Genomic DNA, 21,311 nt, shown 5'->3' on the forward strand with positions numbered 1-21,311 from the left:
CGTCACACGGTCAACGGGACTGCGGGCGGAACAGAACGCCGCGCCGAGCGTCGGCGGCGATACGGAAGAAGAAGGTCAGCGGCCGCGACAACACGCGGCGGAAGCCACCCGCAGCAGGTCGATGTGACCGCGCGTGGTGAGCAGAGCTGAACGCAACATGGCGCAGAACGTAGCGAGCCCCTCCGGCCACGGTCAATGGCGTCTCGTCACGCGGACGCGCGATCCCGGGGCGCGAGCGGGCAGGATGGACCCATGCCAGACGCCTTCACCACCAGGGTCCTGAACATCGCCACCGGCCGGGAGGAGACCGTGTCCGACCTGACGGCCGCCTGCGAACGGTTCCTCCACGACACCGCGGCCGGCCGCGACGGCCTCCTCAACATCTTCGTCCCGCACGCCACCGCGGGCGTCGCGATCCTCGAAACGGGAGCAGGCAGCGACGACGACCTGCTGGCGGCCCTGCACACACTCCTTCCGGCGGACAACCGCTGGCAGCACCGCCACGGCACCCCGGGCCACGGCAGGGACCACGTACTCCCGGCCCTGGTCCCCCCGCACGCCACCCTCCCGGTGCTCGCCGGCCGCCTGGAACTGGGCACCTGGCAGTCGGTCTGCCTGGTCGACACGAACAGGGACAACCCGGACCGACAGGTCCGGCTGAGCTTCCTGGGCTGAGCGGGATCGCCCAGGGGGCGGCCCAGCCCTCGCGCCGTCGTCAGGAGCGGGCGAGCCGGGCCGCGAGATACGGCGCGGTGGCGCTGCGGCGGGCCTTCGCCACGTCGGCCGGCGTGCCCGCCGCGACCACCCGGCCGCCCGCGTCGCCGCCGCCCGGCCCGAGGTCGATGACCCAGTCGGCGGTGGCGATCGTGTCGAGGTCGTGCTCGACGAGGACGACCGTGTTGCCGGCGTCGACGAGCCGGTGCAGCTGTCGCAGGAGCAGCGCGATGTCCGAGGGGTGCAGCCCCGCCGTCGGCTCGTCGAGCAGGTAGAGCGCGTGCCCGCGGCGGGCTCGCTGCAACTCGGTGGCCAGTTTGATGCGTTGCGCCTCACCACCGCTGAGTTCCGTCGCGGGCTGCCCCAGCCGCAGATACCCCAGTCCCACCTCGCGCAACGTCTCCAGACTGCGGGAGGCGGCCGGGACGGCGGACAGGAACGTGGCGGCGGCGTCGACGGACATCCCCAGCACCTGCGCGATGTTCTTGCCGCGGTAGGTGACTTCCAGCGTTTCGGCGTTGTACCGGGCCCCCTGGCAGGTCGGGCACGGCGCGTAGGTGCCGGGCAGGAACAGCAGTTCCACCGCGACGAATCCTTCGCCCTGGCAGGTCCCGCACCGCCCTTCGGGCACGTTGAAGGAGAACCGCCCGGCCGCGTAGCCGCGCGCCCTGGCCTCGTCCGTCCCCGCGTACAGTTTGCGCACCGCGTCGAACATCCCCGTGTACGTGGCCAGGTTGGACCGGGGAGTCCGGCCGATGGGCCGTTGGTCGACCCGGACCAGCCGGTCGAACGACTCGACCCCCGACGCGTCCCGGACGTCGACCTCCAGCCGCGCCTCGTCGGGCTCCTCGGGTACGAGTCCGAGGTGGCCGCGGACGACCTCGGCGAGCACCTGCGTCACCAGCGTCGACTTTCCGGAACCGGACACGCCCGTCACCGCCGTCAGTACGCGGAGCGGTACGTCGACGGACACGTTGCGCAGGTTGTGGCGGGAGACGCCGCTCAGGCGCAGCCGGCCGTGCGGTGTGCGCGGGCGGTGATCGGGCGGCCGGGCGCGCCCGAACAGGTAGTGGCTCGTGGCCGACTCCCCGACCTGCTCAAGACCGGCGACCGGGCCGCTGTACAGCACGCGTCCGCCGCCCTCGCCCGCGCCGGGGCCGATGTCGACCACCCAGTCCGCCCGCCGTACGACGTCCATGTCGTGCTCGACGACGAACAGCGTGTTGCCCGCCGCTTTGAGGCGGTCCAGCACGTCCAGCAGCGGTTCCGCGTCGGCCGGGTGCAGGCCCGCGGACGGTTCGTCGAGGACGTAGACGACGCCGAACAGCCCCGAGCGCAGCTGGGTGGCGATCCGCAGGCGCTGCGCCTCGCCGGGCGACAGGGTCGTGGAGCGGCGCCCGAGGCTGAGGTATCCGAGGCCCAGTTCGAGCAGGACGTCGATCCGCTCGACCAGGTCGCCGCAGATGCGTACCGCGACCTCGGTCGTCTCCCCGGATCGGGCGGTCGACGTGGTGGCGTCGGCCTCGGACCGCCCCGCGACGGGCCGCAGCAGCGCCACGGCCTCGGTGAGCGGCATCGTGTTGATCTCGGCGACGGAACGTCCGGCGAAGGTCACGGCGAGCGCCTCGGGCCGCAGTCCGCTGCCGTGACACTCGGGGCAGGGCACACTCCTGACGAACCGGAGCGCCCGTTCGCGCATCCGGTCGCTCTTGGAGTCGGCGAGGACGTGCATGACGTGCTTGCGCGCGCTCCAGAACGTGCCCTGGTAGCCGTAGTCGACACGCTCCTCCTCCGGCTCGACGTACACGGAGGGCTGCTCGTCCGTGTACAGCAGCCAGTCCCGGTCCTTCTTCCTGAGCCTTCGCCACGGTCGGTCGATGTCGATCCCCAGGCCGTTCACGACACTGCGCAGGTTGGCGCCCTGCCAGGCGCCCGGCCAGGCGGCGATCGCCCCCTCGCGGATGCTCAGCGAGGGGTCCGGGACCAGCAGGTCCTCGGCGACGTCGTGCACGACGCCCAGCCCGTGGCACTCCGGGCAGGCGCCGGCCGCGGTGTTGGGTGAGAACGACTCGGCCTCCAGTCGTGCGGCCCCGGGCGGGTAGGTGCCGGCGCGGGAGTACAGCATGCGGAGCAGATTGGACAGGGTGGTGAGGGTGCCGACCGTCGAGCGCGAGCTGGGCGACCCGCGCCGCTGTTGTAGTGCCACGGCCGGTGGCAGCCCGGTGATTTCCCGCACGTGCGGTGCGCCGACCTGTTGCAACAGCCTCCGGGCGTACGGTGCCACGGACTCGAAGTAGCGCCGCTGGGCCTCCGCGTAGAGCGTGCCGAACGCGAGCGAGGACTTGCCCGAACCGGAGACGCCGGTGAAGGCGACCATCGCGTCCCGCGGAACGTCGAGATCGATGTTCCGCAGGTTGTTCTCGCTGGCCCCCCTGACACGTACGAAGGGGTCGGTCGCGTCCTTGTCCACCCCTCCTGACTACCTCATGACCCTGGAAACCGCGCGACAGGCGCCGCCACCGGGCCTCGCTGTCCGGGCAGTTGCGAGACGCCTCCGGTCCGCCTGGCGATTGCAGAATCCTTGCATTTTTCTGATCATTTCTTGCGCTCTCGATGTACGGTTCGCGTATGAAGAAAAAGCTGAGCGATGTCGCGGAGTTCGCAGGCGTCAGCGAGGGGACGGTCCGCAGGGCGCTGAACGGCAGCCCGGCGGTGGCCCCCGCGACGCGGGAGCGGGTGCTGAGGGCTCTGGACGTGCTGGGTCTGCCGCGGCCCGCCGCGACCGAGGTCGAGCGGAGCCCGCTGGTGGGTGTGGTGGTGCCGGATCTGCGCAATCCGGTCTTCCCCGCGTTCGCGGAGGCGATCGCCGGCCGCCTCAACAAGCGGGGGCTCATTCCCGTGCTGTGCACTCGCACATCGGACGGGGTTTCCGAGGCGAACTACATCAAGATGCTGCTGAAACAGAACATCGGCGGAATCGTCTTCATCGGGTCCAGCTACGCCGACGCCGGACCGGAGCAGGGCAAGGCGCTGAGGGACCGCAAGGTGCCGATGGTGCTGGTGAACCCGGCCGACGAGAACGAGGGGTCGGTGCGGATCAGCGCGGATGACGCGGATGCCGTCGTCCAGTCCCTCACCCATCTGACCTGGGTGGGGCATCGGCGCGTGGGGCTGCTGATCGGCCCGGCGGGGCACGTGCCGTCCGCCCGCAAGCTGGCGGCCTTCGCGGCCTTCTGGAAGGCCCGCGAGGTCCCCTCGCAGGACTGGATGCCGCTGGTCGGGCACGCTCTGTTCTCGCTGGAAGGGGGCGCCGCGGCCGCGGTGAGGCTCGTACGGGACGGGGCGACCGCGATTGTTTGCGGAAGTGACGAACTGGCGCTGGGGGCGATTCGTGGAGTTCGCCGCCTGGGCCTGGACGTGCCCCGTGACGTCTCGGTGACGGGGTTCGACGACTCGGTGTTCATGGTGGCCGTCGACCCGCCGCTGACCACGTGCCAGCAGCCCGTCGCGCGGATGGCGGACGCGGCCGTGGAGGCGCTCGCGCAACAGATGCAAGGACAGCAGATCGCTCCGGGCGTGACCCTTTTCCAGACTCAGCTGCTCCTTCGCGGCTCCACGGGCAGGCCGCCCGCCGGAGCAGCGCAGTAGAACTTTTGCGCACAGTCATTGACTTCTTACATGACAGGCTTCTACGTTCTGCGTGTCCGCTGGAGCTGTGGGCGACGGGGCCCACGGACGCGGGTGTATCGCAGGAAGGCTGACCTCTCATGGCTGGAATCCAGAGCCGCCGCCGGCTCATCGCCGCAGGCATCGCCTGTGCCCTCTCCGCGGGTCTCGTCGCATGCAGCGGCGAGACCACGGGAGTCGGCAAGGACGGCGTCGTCACCATCACGGTGAACGGCATGCCGCCCAAGACGCAGCCTGTGGACCACAAGTACTTCGTGGAGGACATCAAGGCTTTCGAGAAGGCGCACCCCAAGATCAGGATCGACGCCCGCGAGGGCCAGATGGACCCCAAGACCTTCTCCGCGAAACTGGCCGGCGGCCAGCTGGAGGACGTCTACTACGTGTACTTCACCGACCCCTCGGGGCTGATACAGCGCGGCCAGGGCGCCGACATCAGCGAGTACGTGAAGGACATGCCGTACTACGACCAGATCAAGAAGGACTACCTGAAGGTGTTCACCGGCCCCGACGGCGGCCTGTACGGGCTGCCGAACGGCCAGTACTCCCTCGGCCTGGTGTACAACCGCGCCCTGTTCAAGAAGGCCGGCCTCGACCCGGACCGGCCGCCGACCACGTGGGACGAGGTCCGGGCGGCCGCGAAGAAGATCTCGGCGCTGGGCGACGGGACCGTCGGCTACGCCGACTACAGCAAGAACAACCAGGGCGGCTGGCACTACACCGCCTGGGTCTACTCGATGGGCGGCGACATCGCCGTCAAGGAGCAGGGCCGCTGGAAGGCCGCGTTCGACAGCGACGCCGGCCGCGAGGCGCTCCAGATGCTGCACGACATGCGCTGGACCGACAACACCATGGGCACGCGTCAGCTCCTGCAGATCGAGGATGTGCAGAAGATGATGGGCGCCGGCAAGCTCGGCATGTACATGGCCGGGCCGGACAACATCCCCACCATCGTCAAGCAGTTCGAGCGCGAGTACGAGGACTACGGCGTCGCCGGCATGCCGAACGACAACGCCACCCTCGGCGGCGGCAGCGGCTTCATGTTCAATCCGAAGGCGTCGCCGGAGAAGATCAAGGCCGGCATCGAGTGGCTCCAGTGGAAGTACCTCAACCCCGACCGCACCGCGTTCGAGGACAAGCGGGCCTCCGGCAACGACGTCCCGATCGGCCTCCCGCTGGACAGGCTCCTCACCGGTGGCGCCGCGGCCAAGCAGGACGCCGCGCACCGCACGTACGCCAACGTCCCGCAGGGCAACTACAAGCCCTTCATCGAGCGCAACGCCCAGCTGGAGCAGAAGGTCGAGCCGCCGAACGCCCAGCAGATCTACACCGTCCTGGACGGGCTGATGCAGGCCGTACTGACCAAGAAGGACGCGAACATCGACCAGCTGCTCGCGGATGCCGCCAAGAAGGTCGACGGCATCCTCGCGACGGTCAAGTGACATGGCGGCTCCGACCCTGACCAGGGCACCCAAGCGCACAGCCAAGCCGCAGAAGCACTCGGTGGACAGCCCCAGCAGGCTCCGGCGCCGCATCCGCGAGAACCTCACCGCCTACGCGTTCCTCGGCGCGGGGCTGATCTGCTTCGTCCTGTTCTCCTGGTACCCGATCGTGCGGGGCATCCTGCTGGGATTCCAGCAGGTCACCTTCGCCCGGCCGTCGACCTGGGTGGGCTGGGAGAACTACCAGCGCCTCTTCGACGACCCGCTGTTCGCGACCGCGTGGAAGAACACCGGCTACTTCACGCTCCTCGCCCTCGTCTTCGGCTTCGTCGCCCCGTTCGCCACCGCGGTCGTCCTCAACGAGTTCCGGCACGCCCGGTCCTACCTGCGGATGACCGTCTACCTCCCGGTGATGCTGCCACCGATCGTGACCATGCTGCTGTGGCGCTGGTTCTACGACCCGGGCCCCGGCCTGTTCAACAACGTCCTGGAGATGTTGCACCTGCCGGCCCAGCAGTGGCTGGAGTCGGAGAACCTCGCCATGGTCTCCCTGGTCCTGGTCTCCACCTGGGCGAACATGGGCACCACCACCCTGATCTACCTCGCCGCCCTCGGCTCCGTCCCGGGCGAACTGTACGAGGCGGCCGAACTCGACGGCGCCTCCGTCCGGCGGCGGCTGTGGCACGTGACCATCCCGCAGACGCGGTTCATCCTCATGATCACCCTGCTGTTGCAGATCATCGGCACCATGCAGGTGTTCATCGAGCCCTACGTGCTCACCGGCGGCGGCCCCAACGACGCCACCGTCACCGTCCTGCTGCTGCTGTACCGGTACGCGTTCGTCTACAACGACTTCGGCATGGCCAGCGCGATGAGCACTGTGCTCTTCGTCGTCCTGGGCCTGTTCGCCGCCGTCTACCTGCGGCTGACCCGCGGCAAGGGCTGAAAGGAACCACCATGTCCGCCCCTGCGGAACGCACCCTCATCGCCCCCACCGAGATGAACCGCCGTACGGGCCGGCTCCTCTACCGGTTCGTCCTCGTCCTGACCGTCACCGGCTTCACCCTCGCGTTCGTCTTCCCGCTGTACTGGATGGCCAGCGGGGCCCTCAAGTCCTCCGCGGAACTCGCCGACCCGAACCCGACGCCGCTGCCGCAGAGCTGGCACCCGGAGTCCTACAGCGAGGTGTGGACCAACGTCGGCCTGGGCCAGTACTTCCTCAACACCCTGCTCCTCGCCGTCGGCGCCTGGCTCACCCAGGTCGTCGTCGACGTCGCCGCCGCCTACGCCCTGTCCCGGCTGCGGCCGGTACTGGGCAACGTCGTCCTGGGCATGATGCTGGCCACGCTCATGCTGCCGGTCTCGGCGCTCCTGGTCCCGACCTACCTCACGGTCACGGACGTTCCCCTCATCCACGCCAACCTGATCAACACCCCCTGGGCGATCTGGCTGCCGGCCTGCGCCAACGCCTTCAACATCTTCATCCTGAAGAGGTTCTTCGACCAGATCCCGGGCGAGCTGCTGGAATCCGCCCGCCTGGATGGCGCCGGCCCCGTGCGGATCCTGTGGTCGCTCATCCTGCCGCTGTCCCGGCCGGTCCTGGCCGTCGTGTCGATCTTCGCGGTCGTCGGGGTCTGGAAGGACTTCCTGTGGCCCCTGCTGGTCCTGCCCGACCCGGCACGCCAGCCCATCACCGTGGCCCTCAACCGTCTCGCCGAGTTCATGCCCGCCAACCAGCTCCTCGCCGGCATGGTCATGGCCTCCGTACCCCTGCTGGTCATCTTCCTGATCTTCCAGCGGCACATCATCGCCGGTCTGACCGCGGGCAGCCTGAAGGGCTGAACCCGCCCGCCCGGCCCGGCGAGAAGCACACCCCCTCCGACCGACCGGCGCCTCCCCGCACGAATCCCGCGCACCGGTCGCCCGGCCGCCGGCCGGCCTCCGCCTGCCCGGCGGCACCCACCACCGGCCCCCGCCGGTACACCCCCAGGGCTGAGCCGCCCCTGCCCCGAAAGGACACAACGCCGTGTCGATCCACCGCGCCCACCCGCGCCCCAGAAACTCCGCCGTGACAGCGGCCCTCCTCCTCGCGCTCACCGGCGCCGCCTCCTACGGCATCGCCGCCCCCCTCCCGGCGCACGCCGCCACCGCCCTCCTCCAGGCCGAGACCGCGACCCTCACGGGCGGTGCCCGGGTCGAGACGGAGCACTCGGGATACACCGGCACCGGTTACGTCGGCGGCTACACCGACGCCAACCGGGGCGCCACCGCGGCCTACACCGTGCAGTCCACGCATACGGGCAACGGGTCGGTGAAGATCCGCTACGCCAACGGCAACGGCGCGGCCAAGACGCTGACCCTGGTCCGCGGCACCGCCTCCCAGCAGGTCACCCTGCCCGCGACGAGCGGCTGGACGACCTGGGCGACCATCGACGTGCCGGTCGCCTTCACCCAGGGCGCCAACCCCCTCGCCCTGAAGTTCGGCGCCGCCGACAGCGGCAACGTCAACGTCGACAGCCTCACGGCCGTCACACCCGACACCACGACGCAGCCGGGCTCCTCCGAGGCCGAGAGCGCCGTCCTCGCGGGCGGCGCCGTCGTCGAGAACGAGCACGCCGGCTACACCGGCACCGGCTACGTCGGCGGACTGACCGACGCCAACAGGGGCCGCGCGTCCCTCACCACCACCGTGCAGTCGGCCTACGCCGGCGCCGGAACCGTCACCGTCCGCTACGCCAACGGCAACGGCGCGGCCAAGACGCTGACCCTCACGGCGGGCGGAACCGCCTCGGGGGTCAACCTCCCCGCGACGAGCGGCTGGACGAGCTGGGCGACCGTCGACGTACCCGTCACCTTCACCCAGGGCGCCAACACCCTCACGCTGGCCTTCACCAACAACGACAGCGGCAACGTCAACATCGACAGCGTCAAGGCGAACACCCCCACCACGCCCACCGACCCCGGCCCCCCGGCCCCCAGCGGCGTGGGCGCCACCCTGCCCTTCACCACCTACGAGGCCGAGTCCGGCACCTTCAAGGGCTCGTCCATCGGCCCCGACCGCACCTACCTCACCGTCGCCTCGGAAGCCTCCGGCCGCAAGGCCGTCAAGCTGACCCAGACCGGCGACTACGTCGAGGTCAAGCTCACCAAGCCCGCCAACGCCGTCAACCTGCGCTACTCCCTGCCCGACAGCGGCGACGGCAGGGGCATCGACGCCACGCTGAGCGCCTACGCGGACGGCGCGGCCCTGCCCGACCTCCAGCTGACCTCCCGTTACGCCTGGGTCTACGGCGCGTACCCGTACACGAACAACCCCGGAGAGGGCCAGGCCCACCGCTTCTTCGACGAGAGCCGCGCCACCTTCGGCCGTACCCTGCCGGCGGGCACAGTCCTGCGGCTCCAGAAGGACAGCGGAGACACCGCCGCGTCCTACACGATCGACCTGATCGAGGCGGAGGAGACCGGCGCGGCCGGCACACTGCCCAGCGGTTACGTCTCCGCAGGCACCCTGGGTGTCACGCCCAACGACAACCAGGACGACACCGCCGCCCTGAACACCGCCCTGAACACGGCCAAGAGCCAGGGCAGGGGGCTGTTCCTCCCCGCCGGCACCTACAACATCTCCGACCACGTCAACCTCAGCGGCGTGAAGCTGCGCGGCGCGGGTGTCTGGTACACCGTCCTGCGCGGCACCGGCCTCAAGGGCGGGCTGTTCGGCCGGGGCGGCACCAGCACCGTCGAGAACCTGATGATCGACGGGCAGAACAACGTCCGCGACGACGCGGCCGGCCAGGCCGCCGTCGAGGGCGACTTCGGCACCGGCTCGGTGATCAAGAACGTCTGGATCCAGCACACCAAGGTCGGCCTCTGGATCTCCGCGCCGACCGACGGCCTGAAGGCCGGCGACCTGCGCATCCGCAACACCTTCGCCGACGGGGTCAACCTGCACGGCGCGGTGAGGAACACCGTCATCTCCAACAGCAGCCTCCGCGGTACCGGGGACGACGCCCTGGCCATGTGGTCGGACGGAGCGGCTGTCACCAACAGCGCCTTCCGCAACAACACCGTCCAGCTCCCCACCCTGGCCAACGGCGCCGCCGTCTACGGCGGCAGCGGCAACAGCGTCGAGAACAACCTCATCTCCGACACCGTCGTGGCCGCCGCGGGCATCACCGTCTCCACACGCTTCGGCGACCCCTTCAGCGGCACCACCACCGTCTCCGGCAACCTCCTGCGCCGCACCGGCAGCATGGAGGTCAACTGGAACAGCAAGCTCGGCGCCCTCTGGGTCTACGCCGACCGCTACGACATCACCCAGCCCGTCGTCCTGACGAACAACACGATCGAGGACTCCACCTACAGCGGCCTCCTCATCAGCTGGCAGCGGGTGGTCTCCGACCTGCGCGTGAACGGCCTGACCATCAACCAGACCGGTCTCCACGGCATCGAGGGCAACGCCGCGGGCAGCGGAAGCTTCTCCAACACCAAGATCACCTCCACCGCCGGCGCGCCCCTGAACATGACCGGCGGATTCGCCATCCAGCGCGGAACCGGCAACTCCGGCTGGTAGCCACGGCCGACCGCGGGCCCGGTCGCCCCTGACCGCCCGGGCCCGCGGTCGACCGTACCCGCAGACCCGCGGGCCCGGCCCCACCTCGCTGCCGGGCCCGCGCGCCCGTTCCACCACACTCACGAAGGCAGGTCCCATGACCCCGCGCACCACCGACTGGTGGCGTCACGCAGCCATTTACCAGGTCTACCCGCGCAGCTTCGCGGACGGCAACGGCGACGGTATCGGCGACCTGACCGGCGTCCGGAACCGCCTGGACTACCTCAAACGGCTCGGCATCGAAGCCATCTGGTTCTCGCCCTGGTACCTGACCCCCATGGCCGACGCCGGCTACGACGTCACCGACTTCCGGCAGATCGACCCCCGCTTCGGCACCCTCGCCGACGCCGACGCCCTCATCGGCGAGGCGCACGAGCGCGGCATCCGCATCATCGTCGACGTCATCCCCAACCACGTCTCCCACGAGCACGAGTGGTTCCTCAAGGCCCTCGCCGCCACCCCCGGCTCACCCGAGCGCGACCTCTTCTGGTTCCGCGACGGCCGCGGCGAGAACGGCGAGCTGCCCCCCAACGAGTGGCAGTCCATCTTCGGCGGCCCGGCCTGGACCCGGTTGCCCGACGGCCAGTGGTACCTCCACCTCTTCGCTCCCGAGCAGCCCGACCTCAACTGGCGCAACCCTCTCGTCCACAGCGAGTACGAGGACATCCTGCGCTTCTGGTTCGACCGCGGTGTCGACGGCATCCGCGTCGACTCCGCCGCCATGTGCGGCAAGGACCCCGAGCTGCCCGACTTCGACCACTCCGGCCTGCCCGACCCCCACCCCTACGTCGACCTCGACATCAACCACGACATCTACCGGCGCTGGCGGGCCGTCGCCGACTCCTACCCCGACCCCCGGGCCCTGATCGGCGAGGTCTGGCTGGCCGACTCCGCACGCTTCGCGCGCTACCTCCGCGCCGACGAGCTGCACGCCGCCTTCAACTTCGACTTCCTCGGCTGCGCTTGGGACGCCTCCGCGCTGCGCACCGTCATCGACCAGACGCTCAGCGTCCACGCGACGGTCGCGGCCCCCAGTACCTGGGTCCTGTCCAACCACGACGTCACCCGCCACGTCACGCGCTACGGCCGCCCCGACACCAGCACCGCCGCCGGCATCCGCCAGTACAACCCGGTCGTCGACGAGGATCTCGGCCGGCGCCGTGCCCGCGCCGCGGCCCTGCTCACGCTCTCCCTGCCCGGGGCGGTCTACATCTACCAGGGCGAGGAACTCGGACTCCCCGAGGTCGAGGACATTCCCGCCGACCGCCGCGACGACCCCATCTACCACCGCACCGGCGGAAAGGACCCGGGCCGCGACGGCTGCCGCGTCCCCCTGCCCTGGTCCGGCACCACAGCCCCCTACGGCTTCAGCGACGACGACGACGCCGCCCGCCCGTGGCTGCCCCAGCCCGCCGCCTGGGCCGGGCTCAGCGTCGCGGCACAGGAGCCCGACCCCGCCTCCATGCTCAACCTCTACCGCGCCGCGCTCGCCCTGCGAGCAGAGCGCCACGACCTCGGCGACGGCCCCCTCCAGTGGCTGCCCGCCCCCGAGGGCGTCCTCGCCTACCGCCGCGGCACGGACTTCACCTGCCTCGTCAACCTGTCCGGCACACCGGTCGAGCTGCCCGGCGACCACGCCGTACTGCTGGCCTCCCACCCCCTGAACGGCAGTCAGCTGCCCAGCGACACGAGCGTCTGGCTCCGTACGGTCTGACACCCGGCCCGCGCGGAGACCACACCTCACCCGCGCGGGCCCCCACTCCCGCTGCCGCTCCTCGGTCGCGGCTCTCAGGCGGGTGTCACGCGCGCTTCGACCGCGGCGGGCAGAGAGTGTACGAGTTCGTCCCCCAGGCCTTCGAACACACGGCGCATGAAGGGGTCGGCGAGCTTGGCCAGACCGTTGAACTTGACGGTGGCCTCGTAGACCACGAGGGTTGCCGCGCCGTGGTCCTTGAAGGTGAGGTCGTCGGTGGAGGTCGCTGTGTCGTTGCTGCCCACGAACGTCAGCCGGTCCGGGTCCATCCGGGTGAGCCGGTAGGTCAGGGCGGTGCGCCGGCCGCGCAGCTCGGAGACGTTGTGCCAGAGAGAGCCCACCTGGAGCGGACCGTGGTCCTGGCGCGTGCACTCACGCGTGCCCGGGTCCCATTCCAGGGCGTTGGAGAAGTCGGCGAGGTAGGCGACCACGGGGCCGAGCGGCCTGTTGACGGTCATCGAGCGGACAACGTGAACCATGGTGGGCACCTGTCTGTAGGGGGACCGGCTCTCGCGGCGGCCATCGCACGTCAACGGATACCCGCTCAATGCCCCCCGCATCACCGGCAGGGCGCGCTTCCTCGTCCACCAGGTCGAAAGCCACGAGGCACACCATCACGCGCTGGACTGGTCGCAAGCCTCAAGAGAGAGACCGGCCGGAGAACAACACTCCCGCAGGCGGAGGCGCAGGCGGAGGCGGTACCGGACCGGGGCCGGGCGGCGGCTGCCCGGGTCCGAGCGGGGTATCGGAGGGGAGGACGACTTGCTCGTTGGCTCAGGGCGTGGTGGGGCTCTGCGGGGAGCGGAGCACCAGCAGGGTGATCTCGCTCGGGGCGAAGACGCGGAACGGAGGGCCCCAGAAGCCGGTGCCTCGGCTGGTGTACAGGAGGGTGCGTGCGCCGTGGTGGCTGAGGCCCGCGAGGGCCGGCTGGTCGAGGCGTACCAGGTAGTGGAAGGGCCAGATCTGGCCGCCGTGGGTGTGGCCGGAGAGCTGGAGGTCGACGCCGTGGGCCGCCGCGCGGTCGACGAACGTGGGCTGGTGGGCGAGGAGGAGGACGGGGAGGCCGGGGTCGGCGCCCTGGAGGGCGCCGGCGAGGTGGGCGCGGTGGCCCGGCAGCCCTGAGGACTCGGCGGTGACGTCGTCGACGCCCGCGACCACGAGGGTGTCGCCGCCGCGTTCGAGCAGCACATGCCGGTTGCGCAGCGGCTCCCAGCCCAGTTCGTCCATCAGGTCGACCCAGCCCTGGGCCTCGCTGTAGTACTCGTGGTTGCCGGTGACGTAGACACGGCCGTGCGTCGCCCGCACCGTGCCCAGCGGGGCGGCCTGGGCGCGACGGCGTGCGGCGGTTCCGTCCGCGATGTCGCCGGTGTGGCACACCAGGTCGGCGTCCAGGGTGTTCACCGTCTCGCACACCCGCGCCGACCAGCGGGCGCGGTCCAGCGGACCGTAGTGCGTGTCGGTGATCAGCACGACCCGGGTGCCGTCCAGTCCCGCCCCCAGCCGGGGGAGTGGTACGTCGAGTTGGCGCACGCGTGGCACGCGCCGCGCCTCGGCGTACCCCCAGGCCAGCAGCGCGGCGGTCACGCCGAGGACGGCCCAGGTGACGGTACGCGCCCGGTCCTGCCCGTCACCGGCACCGGCCGCGGTCAGGGCGAGCCGCAGGAGGACACCGAGCAGCACGGACCAGGTGAACAGGACCCAGACGGCGCCCAGCAGCGTGTCCCCGACGATCGCCGCCCGGTCCTGCTGGCGCCTGCCGTGACCGCGAGCCATGGCGAGCGGCATACCGGTCAGGCCGAGGGCGAACAGCACGGTGCCGGTCACGGTGACGGGGAACGGCCAGTGCTGACCGCCGTACAGGAGAACCCAGCACGGTACGGCCCAGAGCAGGACGGGGGCGACCAGGGGAAGGTAGCGCATCAGGAGCCGCAGGCCGCCCCGCGGCGCCTCCCGCGCCTCACCGGTGGCGGATCGGGTGTCGCCGGTCTCGGTCACGCTTCTCCTTCTCTGTTCCAGTTCGGGCCCGTGGTCACGCGTCGTGGATGGTCGTGAGATCGGCGAGACCGGAGATGGTCAGTACGGGTCTCAGGAGCGGCGTGGCGATGAGCTCGATCCGGTCGGCGTGCGGGAACAGCACGCTGAGGCCCGCGCTGTCGAGGTACTCGACGCCGGTCAGGTCGAGGACGAGGAGGCCGCTCGTACCGTCGAGGGCGGAGGCGAGGACCTCGGTGTTGCTCAGGTCGATCTCGCCGACCGCGGTCAACAGCGCCGTGCCGTCGGGCCGTCGGCCGGAGGTGAGGGTGAGAGGCGTGGTCATCAGGCGATCCTCGTGTGCATGTCGACGGTGGTGCCGGTCGGGCCGGAGGTGATGGTGACGTGGTGCATCAGGGCATGCATGAGGCCCATGCCTCGACCGCGGTGGGCGTTGAGCTCGGGCTGGGGGGTCTTCCAGCGGCCCGTGTCGGTGATGGTCAGATGCAGGTTGTCGACAAACGCCTCCGCCCGGAAGTGGACAGGCGCGCCAGGGGCGTCGCGATGGCCGTGCTCGATGGCGTTCGCGCACGCCTCGCCGGCCGCCACCAGGACGTTCTGAACGGTGTTGGGGGGCAGATCGCACTGGTCGAGCCAGCCGCGCAGGGTCTTTCTGACGGGGGCGAGCTGGGCCGATTCGGCGGGAAAGGACATCTCCAGCGGGGCGGGGTGGCGGTACAGCAGCAGGGCGACGTCGTCGTCGTAGCCGTCGGCCGGGGCCAGCGAGGCCATCACGTCGGTGGCCAGGTCGTCGATCGCGGTGTTGCGGCCGTCCCGGAGGGCCTGGCCCGCCTGGTCGATGCCCGTGGTGAGCGGGCGGCGCCGGCGTTCGACGAGCCCGTCGGTGTACAGCAGGAGGGTCGAGCGGGCCCGGATGGTGCACGTCCCCTCCGGGCGCGGCGTGCCGGGGCGTACGGCGAGGGGCAGGGAACGCCCCTCCTCCAACAGGCGGGTCGTTCCGTCGGGTTGGACGAGAATGCCCGGCGGGTGTCCCGCGCTGGAGTACGTCAGCTGCCCGCTCTCGGGATGGAGGACCCCGCAGAAGACGGTGGTGCAGACCGCGCCGGGGACACCGGCGGCGAACCGGTCCAGGGCCATCAGCGCCTGGGCGGGGCGCGCGTCCTGCAACAGCAGGGCGCGACAGGCACTGCGCAACTGCCCCATCACGGTGGCCGCTTGCAGGCCGCGGCCGACGCAGTCGCCGACGACGATGCCGATACGCCCGTCGGGGAGCGGAACGGTGTCGTACCAGTCGCCCCCCACCTCCAGGGGCCGGGTGGCGGGCTCGTAGCGGACGGCGAAACCGTCGGGCAGGTGCGAGGGGCCCAGGATGGCGCGCTGGAGGGCGATGGCGGTCTCACGCTGCTGGTCGATCTGGTGGGCACGCGCCAGGCCCTGCGCGAGATGACCGGCCAGCAGCGACAGCAGCAGCTGGTCCTCCCCGCTGAAGGGCCGCTGTTCTCCCAGGTCGATCCAGAGGACGAGCGGCCCGTCGGGATGCTCCAGCAGGACGCCGGCCCCCGACGCGTCGGTCACCGGGGCGAGCACCGGCTGCCGGCGCAGCCCCGCGAGCGCCTGCCGCCGGTCCGCGGGCAGGTCCTCCCAGGTGAGGCCCTGGGTGGTGGCCGTCAGGGTGGGTTCGTCGCCGTGGGCGAAGACCGCGGCCGTGACGCCCTGGGCCCGCCACCGCTTCCTCAGCTCGTCCAGCGCGCCGGCCAGCGCCTCGGACTGGCTGGTGGCCCGGGACAGGCAGGTGCCCAGGGCCGCCAGGGCGCTCTCGCGCTGGATGGCGTAGTGCTCGGCCGTGACGTCGCGGAAGGTGCCGACGATCACGGTGCGGCCGGTGTCGGGATCCTGCACCTGGTTGAAGGTGGCGCTGACCCAGATCCGGTGTCCCTCACGGTGGGTGAGGGGGACGGTGTAGCTGCCCTTCGGGTTGCCGACCAGCAGGTCGAAGGCGCTCCGTACCTTCTCGTAGGCCTCGGGATCGCTGTCCGCGTTCGGCCACCACGGCTGTACGGGCGCGTAGGGCAGCCCCTCGGGGCCGTAACCGAGGATGTCGGTGAACGCCGCGTTGATCTCGATGACGGCGCCCTCCTCGTCGCAGACGAAGAAGGCCTCCTGGAGCGACTCGATCAACGCCGTGCGCCAGCGGGCGTGGTGGCCGCGCAGCCGCGCCAACCGGATGGCCGCCCGGGCCCGGGCGAGGAGTTCGGCGGCGGCGAACGGCTTGACCAGATAGTCGTCGGCGCCGGCCTGCAAGCCCTCGATGGACGCCTCCTGCCCGGCCCGGGCGGACAGCAGCAGGACCGGTACGGAGGCGGTCCGCGAGTCGCCCCGCAGCGCCTCGACCAGGGCCAGGCCGTCCAGGCGGGGCATCATGACGTCGCTGACCACCAGGTCGGGGGTCTCGGCGCGGATGGCCTCCAGGGCGTGCCGGCCGTCGTTCGCCGTGCTGACGCTGTAACCCGCGCCGCGCAGCAGGCGGGTGAGGTATTCGCGCATGTCCGCGTTGTCGTCGGCGACGAGCACCCTGGCCGGTCCCCCCGGGCCGGATTCCGATTCGGTCGCGGGCGCGGGGACCGACGGCGCCTCGTCGCCGGGAAGCCACCTCAGGGCTTCTTGTACGAACGGGTCGGAGGCGACGGGGACCGTGTCCGCGCCGCTCTCCCGCAGGAGGGCGTCGGCGGGCAGGTGCGCCGATCCGAACGGCAGCCGGATGGTGAAGCGGGTGCCCAGGCCCTCGGTGGACGCGGCGGTGATCGTACCGCCGTGCAGGCCCACCAGTTCCTTGACCAGGGCCAGGCCGATGCCGCTGCCCTCGTTCGAGCGGGAGCGGGCCTTCTCGATGCGGTGGAAGCGCTCGAACAGCCGGGCCATCTCCTCGGCCGCGACACCGATCCCGGTGTCCACGACGACCACCTCCGCCGCGGTGTCCGCGGCGCGCACACTGACCCGGATCGAGCCGTCGAAGGTGAACTTCAGCGCGTTGCTGAGCAGGTTCAGGATCACCTTCTCCCACATGCTCCGGTCTATGTAGACCGGCTCGGGCAACGGCGCGCAGTCGACCTGGAAGTCCAGGCCCGCCCGGTCGATGGCGGAACGGAAGACGCTCGTCAACTCGCCGGTCACGGCGGCCAGATCGACCGGTTCGTAGCTCGCCCGCATCCGTCCCGCCTCCAGGCGGGAGAAGTCCAGCAGCGTGTTTACCAGCTTGCTCAGGCGCAGCCCGTTGCGATGGATCAGCTCCAGCTCCTCGCGCACCTCCGCGTCCGCGCCGGACAGCCGGTTCCGCAGTTCCTGGACCGGGCCCGTGATCAGCGTGAGGGGCGTGCGGAACTCGTGGCTGATGTTGGAGAAGAACGTCGTCTTCGCCCGGTCCAGCTCCGCCAGTTCCTCCGCCCTGCGCTGCTGCGCCTGGTAGCTGCGGGCGCTGGCCACACCGGCGGCGACATGGCCGGCGACCAGGTCCACGAAGCCGCGGTAGTCGTCGTCCCAGGCCCGGTAGCGGTTCAGGCCGGCCACCATGAACCCGTACGGCGCGCCGCCCTGGCGCAGCAGCGGCACCACCACGGCCTGGACGGGCGGCTCCTGCCACGCCCCGGTCGGCAGGTCCGGGAACGCGTCGCTGTCGAGCGGCACCACCACGGACTGCCCGCCCGTGGCGGAACCCGCCGGCCAGACGCCGTCGCCGGCGGAGAGGAGGAGTTCGGGGGCGGCGGGATGGCCCGGCGCGATGCCGGTGGCCGCCGTCAGGCGGGCCGCGCCGTCGTCGTCGAAGAGGTAGGTCAGCGTGAAGGGCAGGTCGTGCCGGTTCCGCTCCAGCTGCCGGCTGGTGAAGTCGAGCATCTCCTGCTCGGTGCGCACCACGCTCGGGTCGGAGCCGAGATCGCGCAGCGTGCCCATGCGGCGTTCGCCGATGACCCGTTCCGTCTCCTCGATGACCACGCACAGCATGCCGACGACGTTCCCCGCGTCGTCGCGCAGCGGACTGTACGAGAACGTGTGATAGCTCTCCTCCGTATAGCCGGAGCGCTCCAGGAACAGCAGCAGCGCCTCGTCCCACGTCGCCCTGCCGGTGTTCAGGACGGTGTGGATGCGGGGGCCGATGTCGTCCCAGATCTCCTCCCACACCTCACTGGCCGGACGCCCCAGCGCCCAGGGGTACTTGCGGCCCAGGGTGTCGCGGCGGTACGCGGCGTTGCAGAAGAACGTCAGATCCTCGCCCCACGCCATCCACATGGAAAAACGCGACGACAGCAGGATGCTCACCGCTGTCTGGAGGCTCTGCGGCCAGCCGGCCGGATCCCCGAGCGGTACGGCCGCCCAGTCCACGCGGGCCAGATCGCGGCCGATCTCCTCGTCGGCCGTGAACACGGCGGCGCCTGCCGCGGGAGGCACGTCGAGCCCCGCGTCCTCGGAACCTGTCACTGTTCCATCCTTCCGTTCACGTCAGTCCCTTCCGTGCCGGCCGCTTCCGGCGTGCCGGTGAGCGGTACGCCACAGACCGCGCGCTCGCCGTAGGACTGCTTCGAGCCACCCCGGGGTAGCTCATGGGACGCGATCCGTAGAATAGGGCAGCCGCCTTCGGGCCGGCAGGTCCGGTTGCCGGCAGCGGGGGAGACACGATGACGGCGACCCAGGACGCCTTCCAACCGGACGCGGGGCCTTCGCCGGACGAGCGGGCGCGCCTCGCCGCCGTACACCGCTACCGGATCCTCGACAGCGCGCCCGACGGCGCCCTCGCCAGGATCGCCTCCCTGGCGGCACGCATCTTCGACGCCCCCATGGCCACGGTGACGATCGTGGACAGCGACCGGGTGTGGTTCAAGGCCGCCCACGGCCTCAAGGACATGAGCGAGACCAGCCGCGCCCCGGGCCTGTGCGCCTCGGCGATCCAGCACAGCGGTCCTTACGTCATCAGCGACACGCGGGCCGACCCCCGGGCCACCGTCCACCCTCTCGTACGGAGCCGTCCGGCCGTCCGCTTCTACGCGGCGGCGCCGATCACCACCGCCGACGGCCACCGGCTCGGCACGGTCAACGTCCTGGACACCCGGCCCCGGCATCCCACCCCCGGTCAGCTCGAAGCACTGGAGGACCTTGCCGCGCTCGTCATGGACGAACTGGAAGTGCGCCTGTCCACGCTGCGTACCGTCGCCGCCGAGCGCGAGCGGCGGACCGACGCCGAACGGCTGGCCCGTACCCTCCAGCGCACTCTCCTGCCTCCCGCCTTACCTCTGGTACCGGGCCTCGACGCGGCCGCCGCCTATCACCCCGCCTCGGTCGACGAGGTCGGCGGCGACTTCTACGACCTGTTCCCCCTGGACGACGGGCGCTGGGCGTTCTTCCTGGGCGACGTGTGCGGCAAGGGGGCGGATGCCGCCGCCCTGACGTCGCTGACCCGCTACACCCTGCGCGCCGCGGCGATCTACAACCCGGACCCGTGCACCGCGCTGGCGAATCTCGACACCGTTCTGAAAGGGGAGTACCAAGGCAGCACCCCGCGGTTCTGCACGGCGGTGTTCGGCGTGCTCGACGCCCTGGCCGACGGGTCGTTCGCCGTCACGCTGGCCGGCGGCGGCCACCCCCCGGCCCTGGCGCTCCGTGCGGACGGCACCGTCGAGGCGATCTCCACCACGGGCGGTCAGTTGATCGGACTGCTGCCCGATCCCCACTTCGTGGGGACCACGACCCGTCTCGCCCCCGGGGACGCGCTGCTGCTGTACACCGACGGACTCAGCGAGGCCCGCACCGCGGGCGGTGCCATGCTCGGCGAGGACGGGCTGGCCCGCCACCTGTCCGAGCACCCGGCCCAGGGGGCCGACGCCCTGCTCGCGATGCTGCACGCCCTCTTCACCGACCTGGGCACGGGAGTCAGCGACGACACCGCGCTGCTCGCCCTTTCCGTGCCCCTGGTCCCCGTGGGTACCACCGACCGACCCGTACAGGAGAACAGGTGACCGACCGAACTCTGACCGCGACCCGACGACCCCACCCCGCGGGCGCCACGGTGCTGGCCGTCACGGGCGAACTCGACCACCACACCGCCCGGGAGCTCAGCCACGTCGTGGACGAGGCGCCCTTCACCTCCGACGCTCCCGTCATCATCGACCTGACGGATCTCACCTACTGCGACTCCACCGGCCTCACCGTTCTCGTCGCCGCCTACAACCGCGCCCAGCAGGCCGGTACCCCGCTGGTCCTGGTCGGGCTGAACGCCGACCTGACGCGTGTCTTCCGTATCGTCGGCCTGGACCAGCTCTTCAGCTTCCAGCCGACGCTCGACGACGCTGTCGCCGCGCTGCGCGCCTAGGGGGTGGCCCGGCGCGTGGCCCGCGCCTAGGGCGTGTTCGCGGGCGCCTGCTCCGGCTCCGTCGCGATCTGGATCAGGTTGCCGCAGGTGTCGTCGAAGACGGCGGTGGTGACGGGGCCCATCTCCAGGGGTTCCTGGGTGAAGACGACGCCGAGGCCGCGCAGCCGCTCGTACTCCGCCCGTACGTCCGCGACGGCGAACTGGTGGATGGGGATGCCGTCCGCGACGAGCGCGTCGCGGTAGGGCTTGACGGCCGGGTGGCCGGACGGCTCCAGGAGGAGTTCGGTGCCGCCCGGTTCGGCGGGCGAGACGACGGTCAGCCACCGGTCCTGGCCGCCGAGCGGGACGTCGTACTTCTTCACGAAACCGAGGATCTCGGTGTAGAAGCGGAGGGCCTTGGCCTGGTCGTCGACGAAGACGCTGGTCAGATGGATCTTCACGGGGTGCTCTCTTCCGGTCCTGGGGTGTCGGGCAGGGGCCATCGCTCGGTGATCCGCCGCAGCGGGGCGGTGTTGAGGTCGTGGAACTTGTACCGGCCCTCCCGCCTGGTCTCGACCAGCCCGGCGGCCTCCAGCAGGGCGAGATGCTGGGAGACCGCCTGACGCGAGAGGCCGAGGTGATGCTTCATGGTCAGTCGCGAGCAGATCTCGAACAATGTCTGTCCGGATTTCTCCGCGAGTTCGTCGAGGATGGTACGGCGGGTGGGGTCGGCCAGGGCTCTGAAGAGGTCGTCGGCCACGACCACAGGATAGGCAAGTCACC

At 70.9% G+C, this 21,311-nt stretch carries 17 protein-coding genes; 9 read left to right on the forward strand and 8 right to left on the reverse strand.

Annotated elements, in window-relative coordinates; translation table 11 throughout:
- Nucleotides 1–75: 75 nt before the first annotated feature.
- A complete protein-coding gene (locus ACIODU_RS14835) occupies nt 76–159 on the reverse strand; it encodes a putative leader peptide (protein WP_329223698.1) in 84 nt (27 codons plus the stop codon).
- Between the two features lie 93 nt (nt 160–252).
- On the opposite strand from ACIODU_RS14835, the gene ACIODU_RS14840 reads away from it, so the two are divergent.
- On the forward strand, nt 253–675 hold the full coding sequence (locus ACIODU_RS14840; RefSeq protein ID WP_356425089.1) for a secondary thiamine-phosphate synthase enzyme YjbQ: 423 nt from the start codon (nt 253–255) through the stop codon (nt 673–675).
- A 40-nt stretch (nt 676–715) separates the two neighbouring features.
- Here ACIODU_RS14840 and uvrA read toward each other — a convergent pair whose 3' ends face one another.
- Complete coding sequence (uvrA, locus tag ACIODU_RS14845) at nt 716–3,184, reverse strand: excinuclease ABC subunit UvrA (RefSeq protein ID WP_401767626.1); 2,469 nt, start codon at nt 3,182–3,184, stop codon at nt 716–718.
- Between the two features lie 158 nt (nt 3,185–3,342).
- Between uvrA and ACIODU_RS14850 the strand changes: the two genes are divergently transcribed.
- The 6 genes from ACIODU_RS14850 (at nt 3,343) to ACIODU_RS14875 (ending at nt 12,163) form a co-directional block, all read left to right on the forward strand.
- Nucleotides 3,343–4,362 carry a LacI family DNA-binding transcriptional regulator gene (locus tag ACIODU_RS14850; RefSeq protein WP_401767628.1) on the forward strand — a complete coding sequence of 340 codons (1,020 nt, stop codon included), beginning with the start codon at nt 3,343–3,345 and terminating at the stop codon, nt 4,360–4,362.
- Nucleotides 4,363–4,481: 119 nt separating this feature from the next.
- The gene (locus tag ACIODU_RS14855) at nt 4,482–5,840 is read left to right on the forward strand and encodes an ABC transporter substrate-binding protein (RefSeq protein WP_401767630.1); all 1,359 of its coding nucleotides are present in this window, start codon (nt 4,482–4,484) and stop codon (nt 5,838–5,840) included.
- A 1-nt stretch (nt 5,841) separates the two neighbouring features.
- The gene (locus ACIODU_RS14860; RefSeq protein ID WP_356425100.1) at nt 5,842–6,786 is read left to right on the forward strand and encodes a sugar ABC transporter permease; all 945 of its coding nucleotides are present in this window, start codon (nt 5,842–5,844) and stop codon (nt 6,784–6,786) included.
- A gap of 11 nt (nt 6,787–6,797) precedes the next feature.
- On the forward strand, nt 6,798–7,682 hold the full coding sequence (locus tag ACIODU_RS14865; RefSeq protein ID WP_401767633.1) for a carbohydrate ABC transporter permease: 885 nt from the start codon (nt 6,798–6,800) through the stop codon (nt 7,680–7,682).
- Between the two features lie 226 nt (nt 7,683–7,908).
- Nucleotides 7,909–10,410, forward strand: coding sequence for a carbohydrate-binding protein (locus tag ACIODU_RS14870; RefSeq protein ID WP_401767635.1), 2,502 nt, complete (start codon nt 7,909–7,911; stop codon nt 10,408–10,410).
- Between the two features lie 136 nt (nt 10,411–10,546).
- Entirely contained in the window at nt 10,547–12,163 is a 1,617-nt protein-coding gene (locus tag ACIODU_RS14875; protein WP_401767637.1) for a glycoside hydrolase family 13 protein, read from the forward strand.
- Between the two features lie 74 nt (nt 12,164–12,237).
- Here ACIODU_RS14875 and ACIODU_RS14880 read toward each other — a convergent pair whose 3' ends face one another.
- From ACIODU_RS14880 to ACIODU_RS14895, 4 genes are all read right to left on the reverse strand, one after another.
- Nucleotides 12,238–12,681: an SRPBCC family protein gene (locus ACIODU_RS14880; protein WP_401767639.1), complete on the reverse strand. Its 444-nt coding sequence runs from the start codon at nt 12,679–12,681 to the stop codon at nt 12,238–12,240.
- A 295-nt stretch (nt 12,682–12,976) separates the two neighbouring features.
- A complete protein-coding gene (locus ACIODU_RS14885) occupies nt 12,977–14,197 on the reverse strand; it encodes a metallophosphoesterase (RefSeq protein ID WP_401767641.1) in 1,221 nt (406 codons plus the stop codon).
- A 34-nt stretch (nt 14,198–14,231) separates the two neighbouring features.
- Nucleotides 14,232–14,519 (reverse strand): STAS domain-containing protein, encoded by a 288-nt coding sequence (locus ACIODU_RS14890; RefSeq protein ID WP_356425114.1) that lies wholly within the window; start codon nt 14,517–14,519, stop codon nt 14,232–14,234.
- Nucleotides 14,519–18,664, reverse strand: a complete 4,146-nt coding sequence (locus ACIODU_RS14895) for a SpoIIE family protein phosphatase (protein WP_401767643.1) — start codon at nt 18,662–18,664, stop codon at nt 14,519–14,521. Before ACIODU_RS14895 ends, ACIODU_RS14890 begins: the two co-directional genes overlap by 1 nt.
- A 197-nt stretch (nt 18,665–18,861) precedes the next feature.
- On the opposite strand from ACIODU_RS14895, the gene ACIODU_RS14900 reads away from it, so the two are divergent.
- Entirely contained in the window at nt 18,862–20,196 is a 1,335-nt protein-coding gene (locus tag ACIODU_RS14900; protein ID WP_401767645.1) for a PP2C family protein-serine/threonine phosphatase, read from the forward strand.
- The gene (locus ACIODU_RS14905; protein ID WP_356425122.1) at nt 20,193–20,549 is read left to right on the forward strand and encodes an STAS domain-containing protein; all 357 of its coding nucleotides are present in this window, start codon (nt 20,193–20,195) and stop codon (nt 20,547–20,549) included. Before ACIODU_RS14900 ends, ACIODU_RS14905 begins: the two co-directional genes overlap by 4 nt.
- A gap of 26 nt (nt 20,550–20,575) precedes the next feature.
- On the opposite strand, the gene ACIODU_RS14910 is transcribed toward ACIODU_RS14905, so the two are convergent.
- Together ACIODU_RS14910 and ACIODU_RS14915 are read right to left on the reverse strand one after the other, a co-directional pair.
- Entirely contained in the window at nt 20,576–20,989 is a 414-nt protein-coding gene (locus tag ACIODU_RS14910; protein WP_401767648.1) for a VOC family protein, read from the reverse strand.
- Nucleotides 20,986–21,288: an ArsR/SmtB family transcription factor gene (locus ACIODU_RS14915; protein ID WP_401767650.1), complete on the reverse strand. Its 303-nt coding sequence runs from the start codon at nt 21,286–21,288 to the stop codon at nt 20,986–20,988. Before ACIODU_RS14915 ends, ACIODU_RS14910 begins: the two co-directional genes overlap by 4 nt.
- Between the last annotated feature and the right edge of the window lie 23 nt (nt 21,289–21,311).

It is taken from the genome of Streptomyces sp. NPDC088261, assembly GCF_044740805.1.
In the GTDB taxonomy this organism is placed as follows: Bacteria; Actinomycetota; Actinomycetes; order Streptomycetales; family Streptomycetaceae; genus Streptomyces.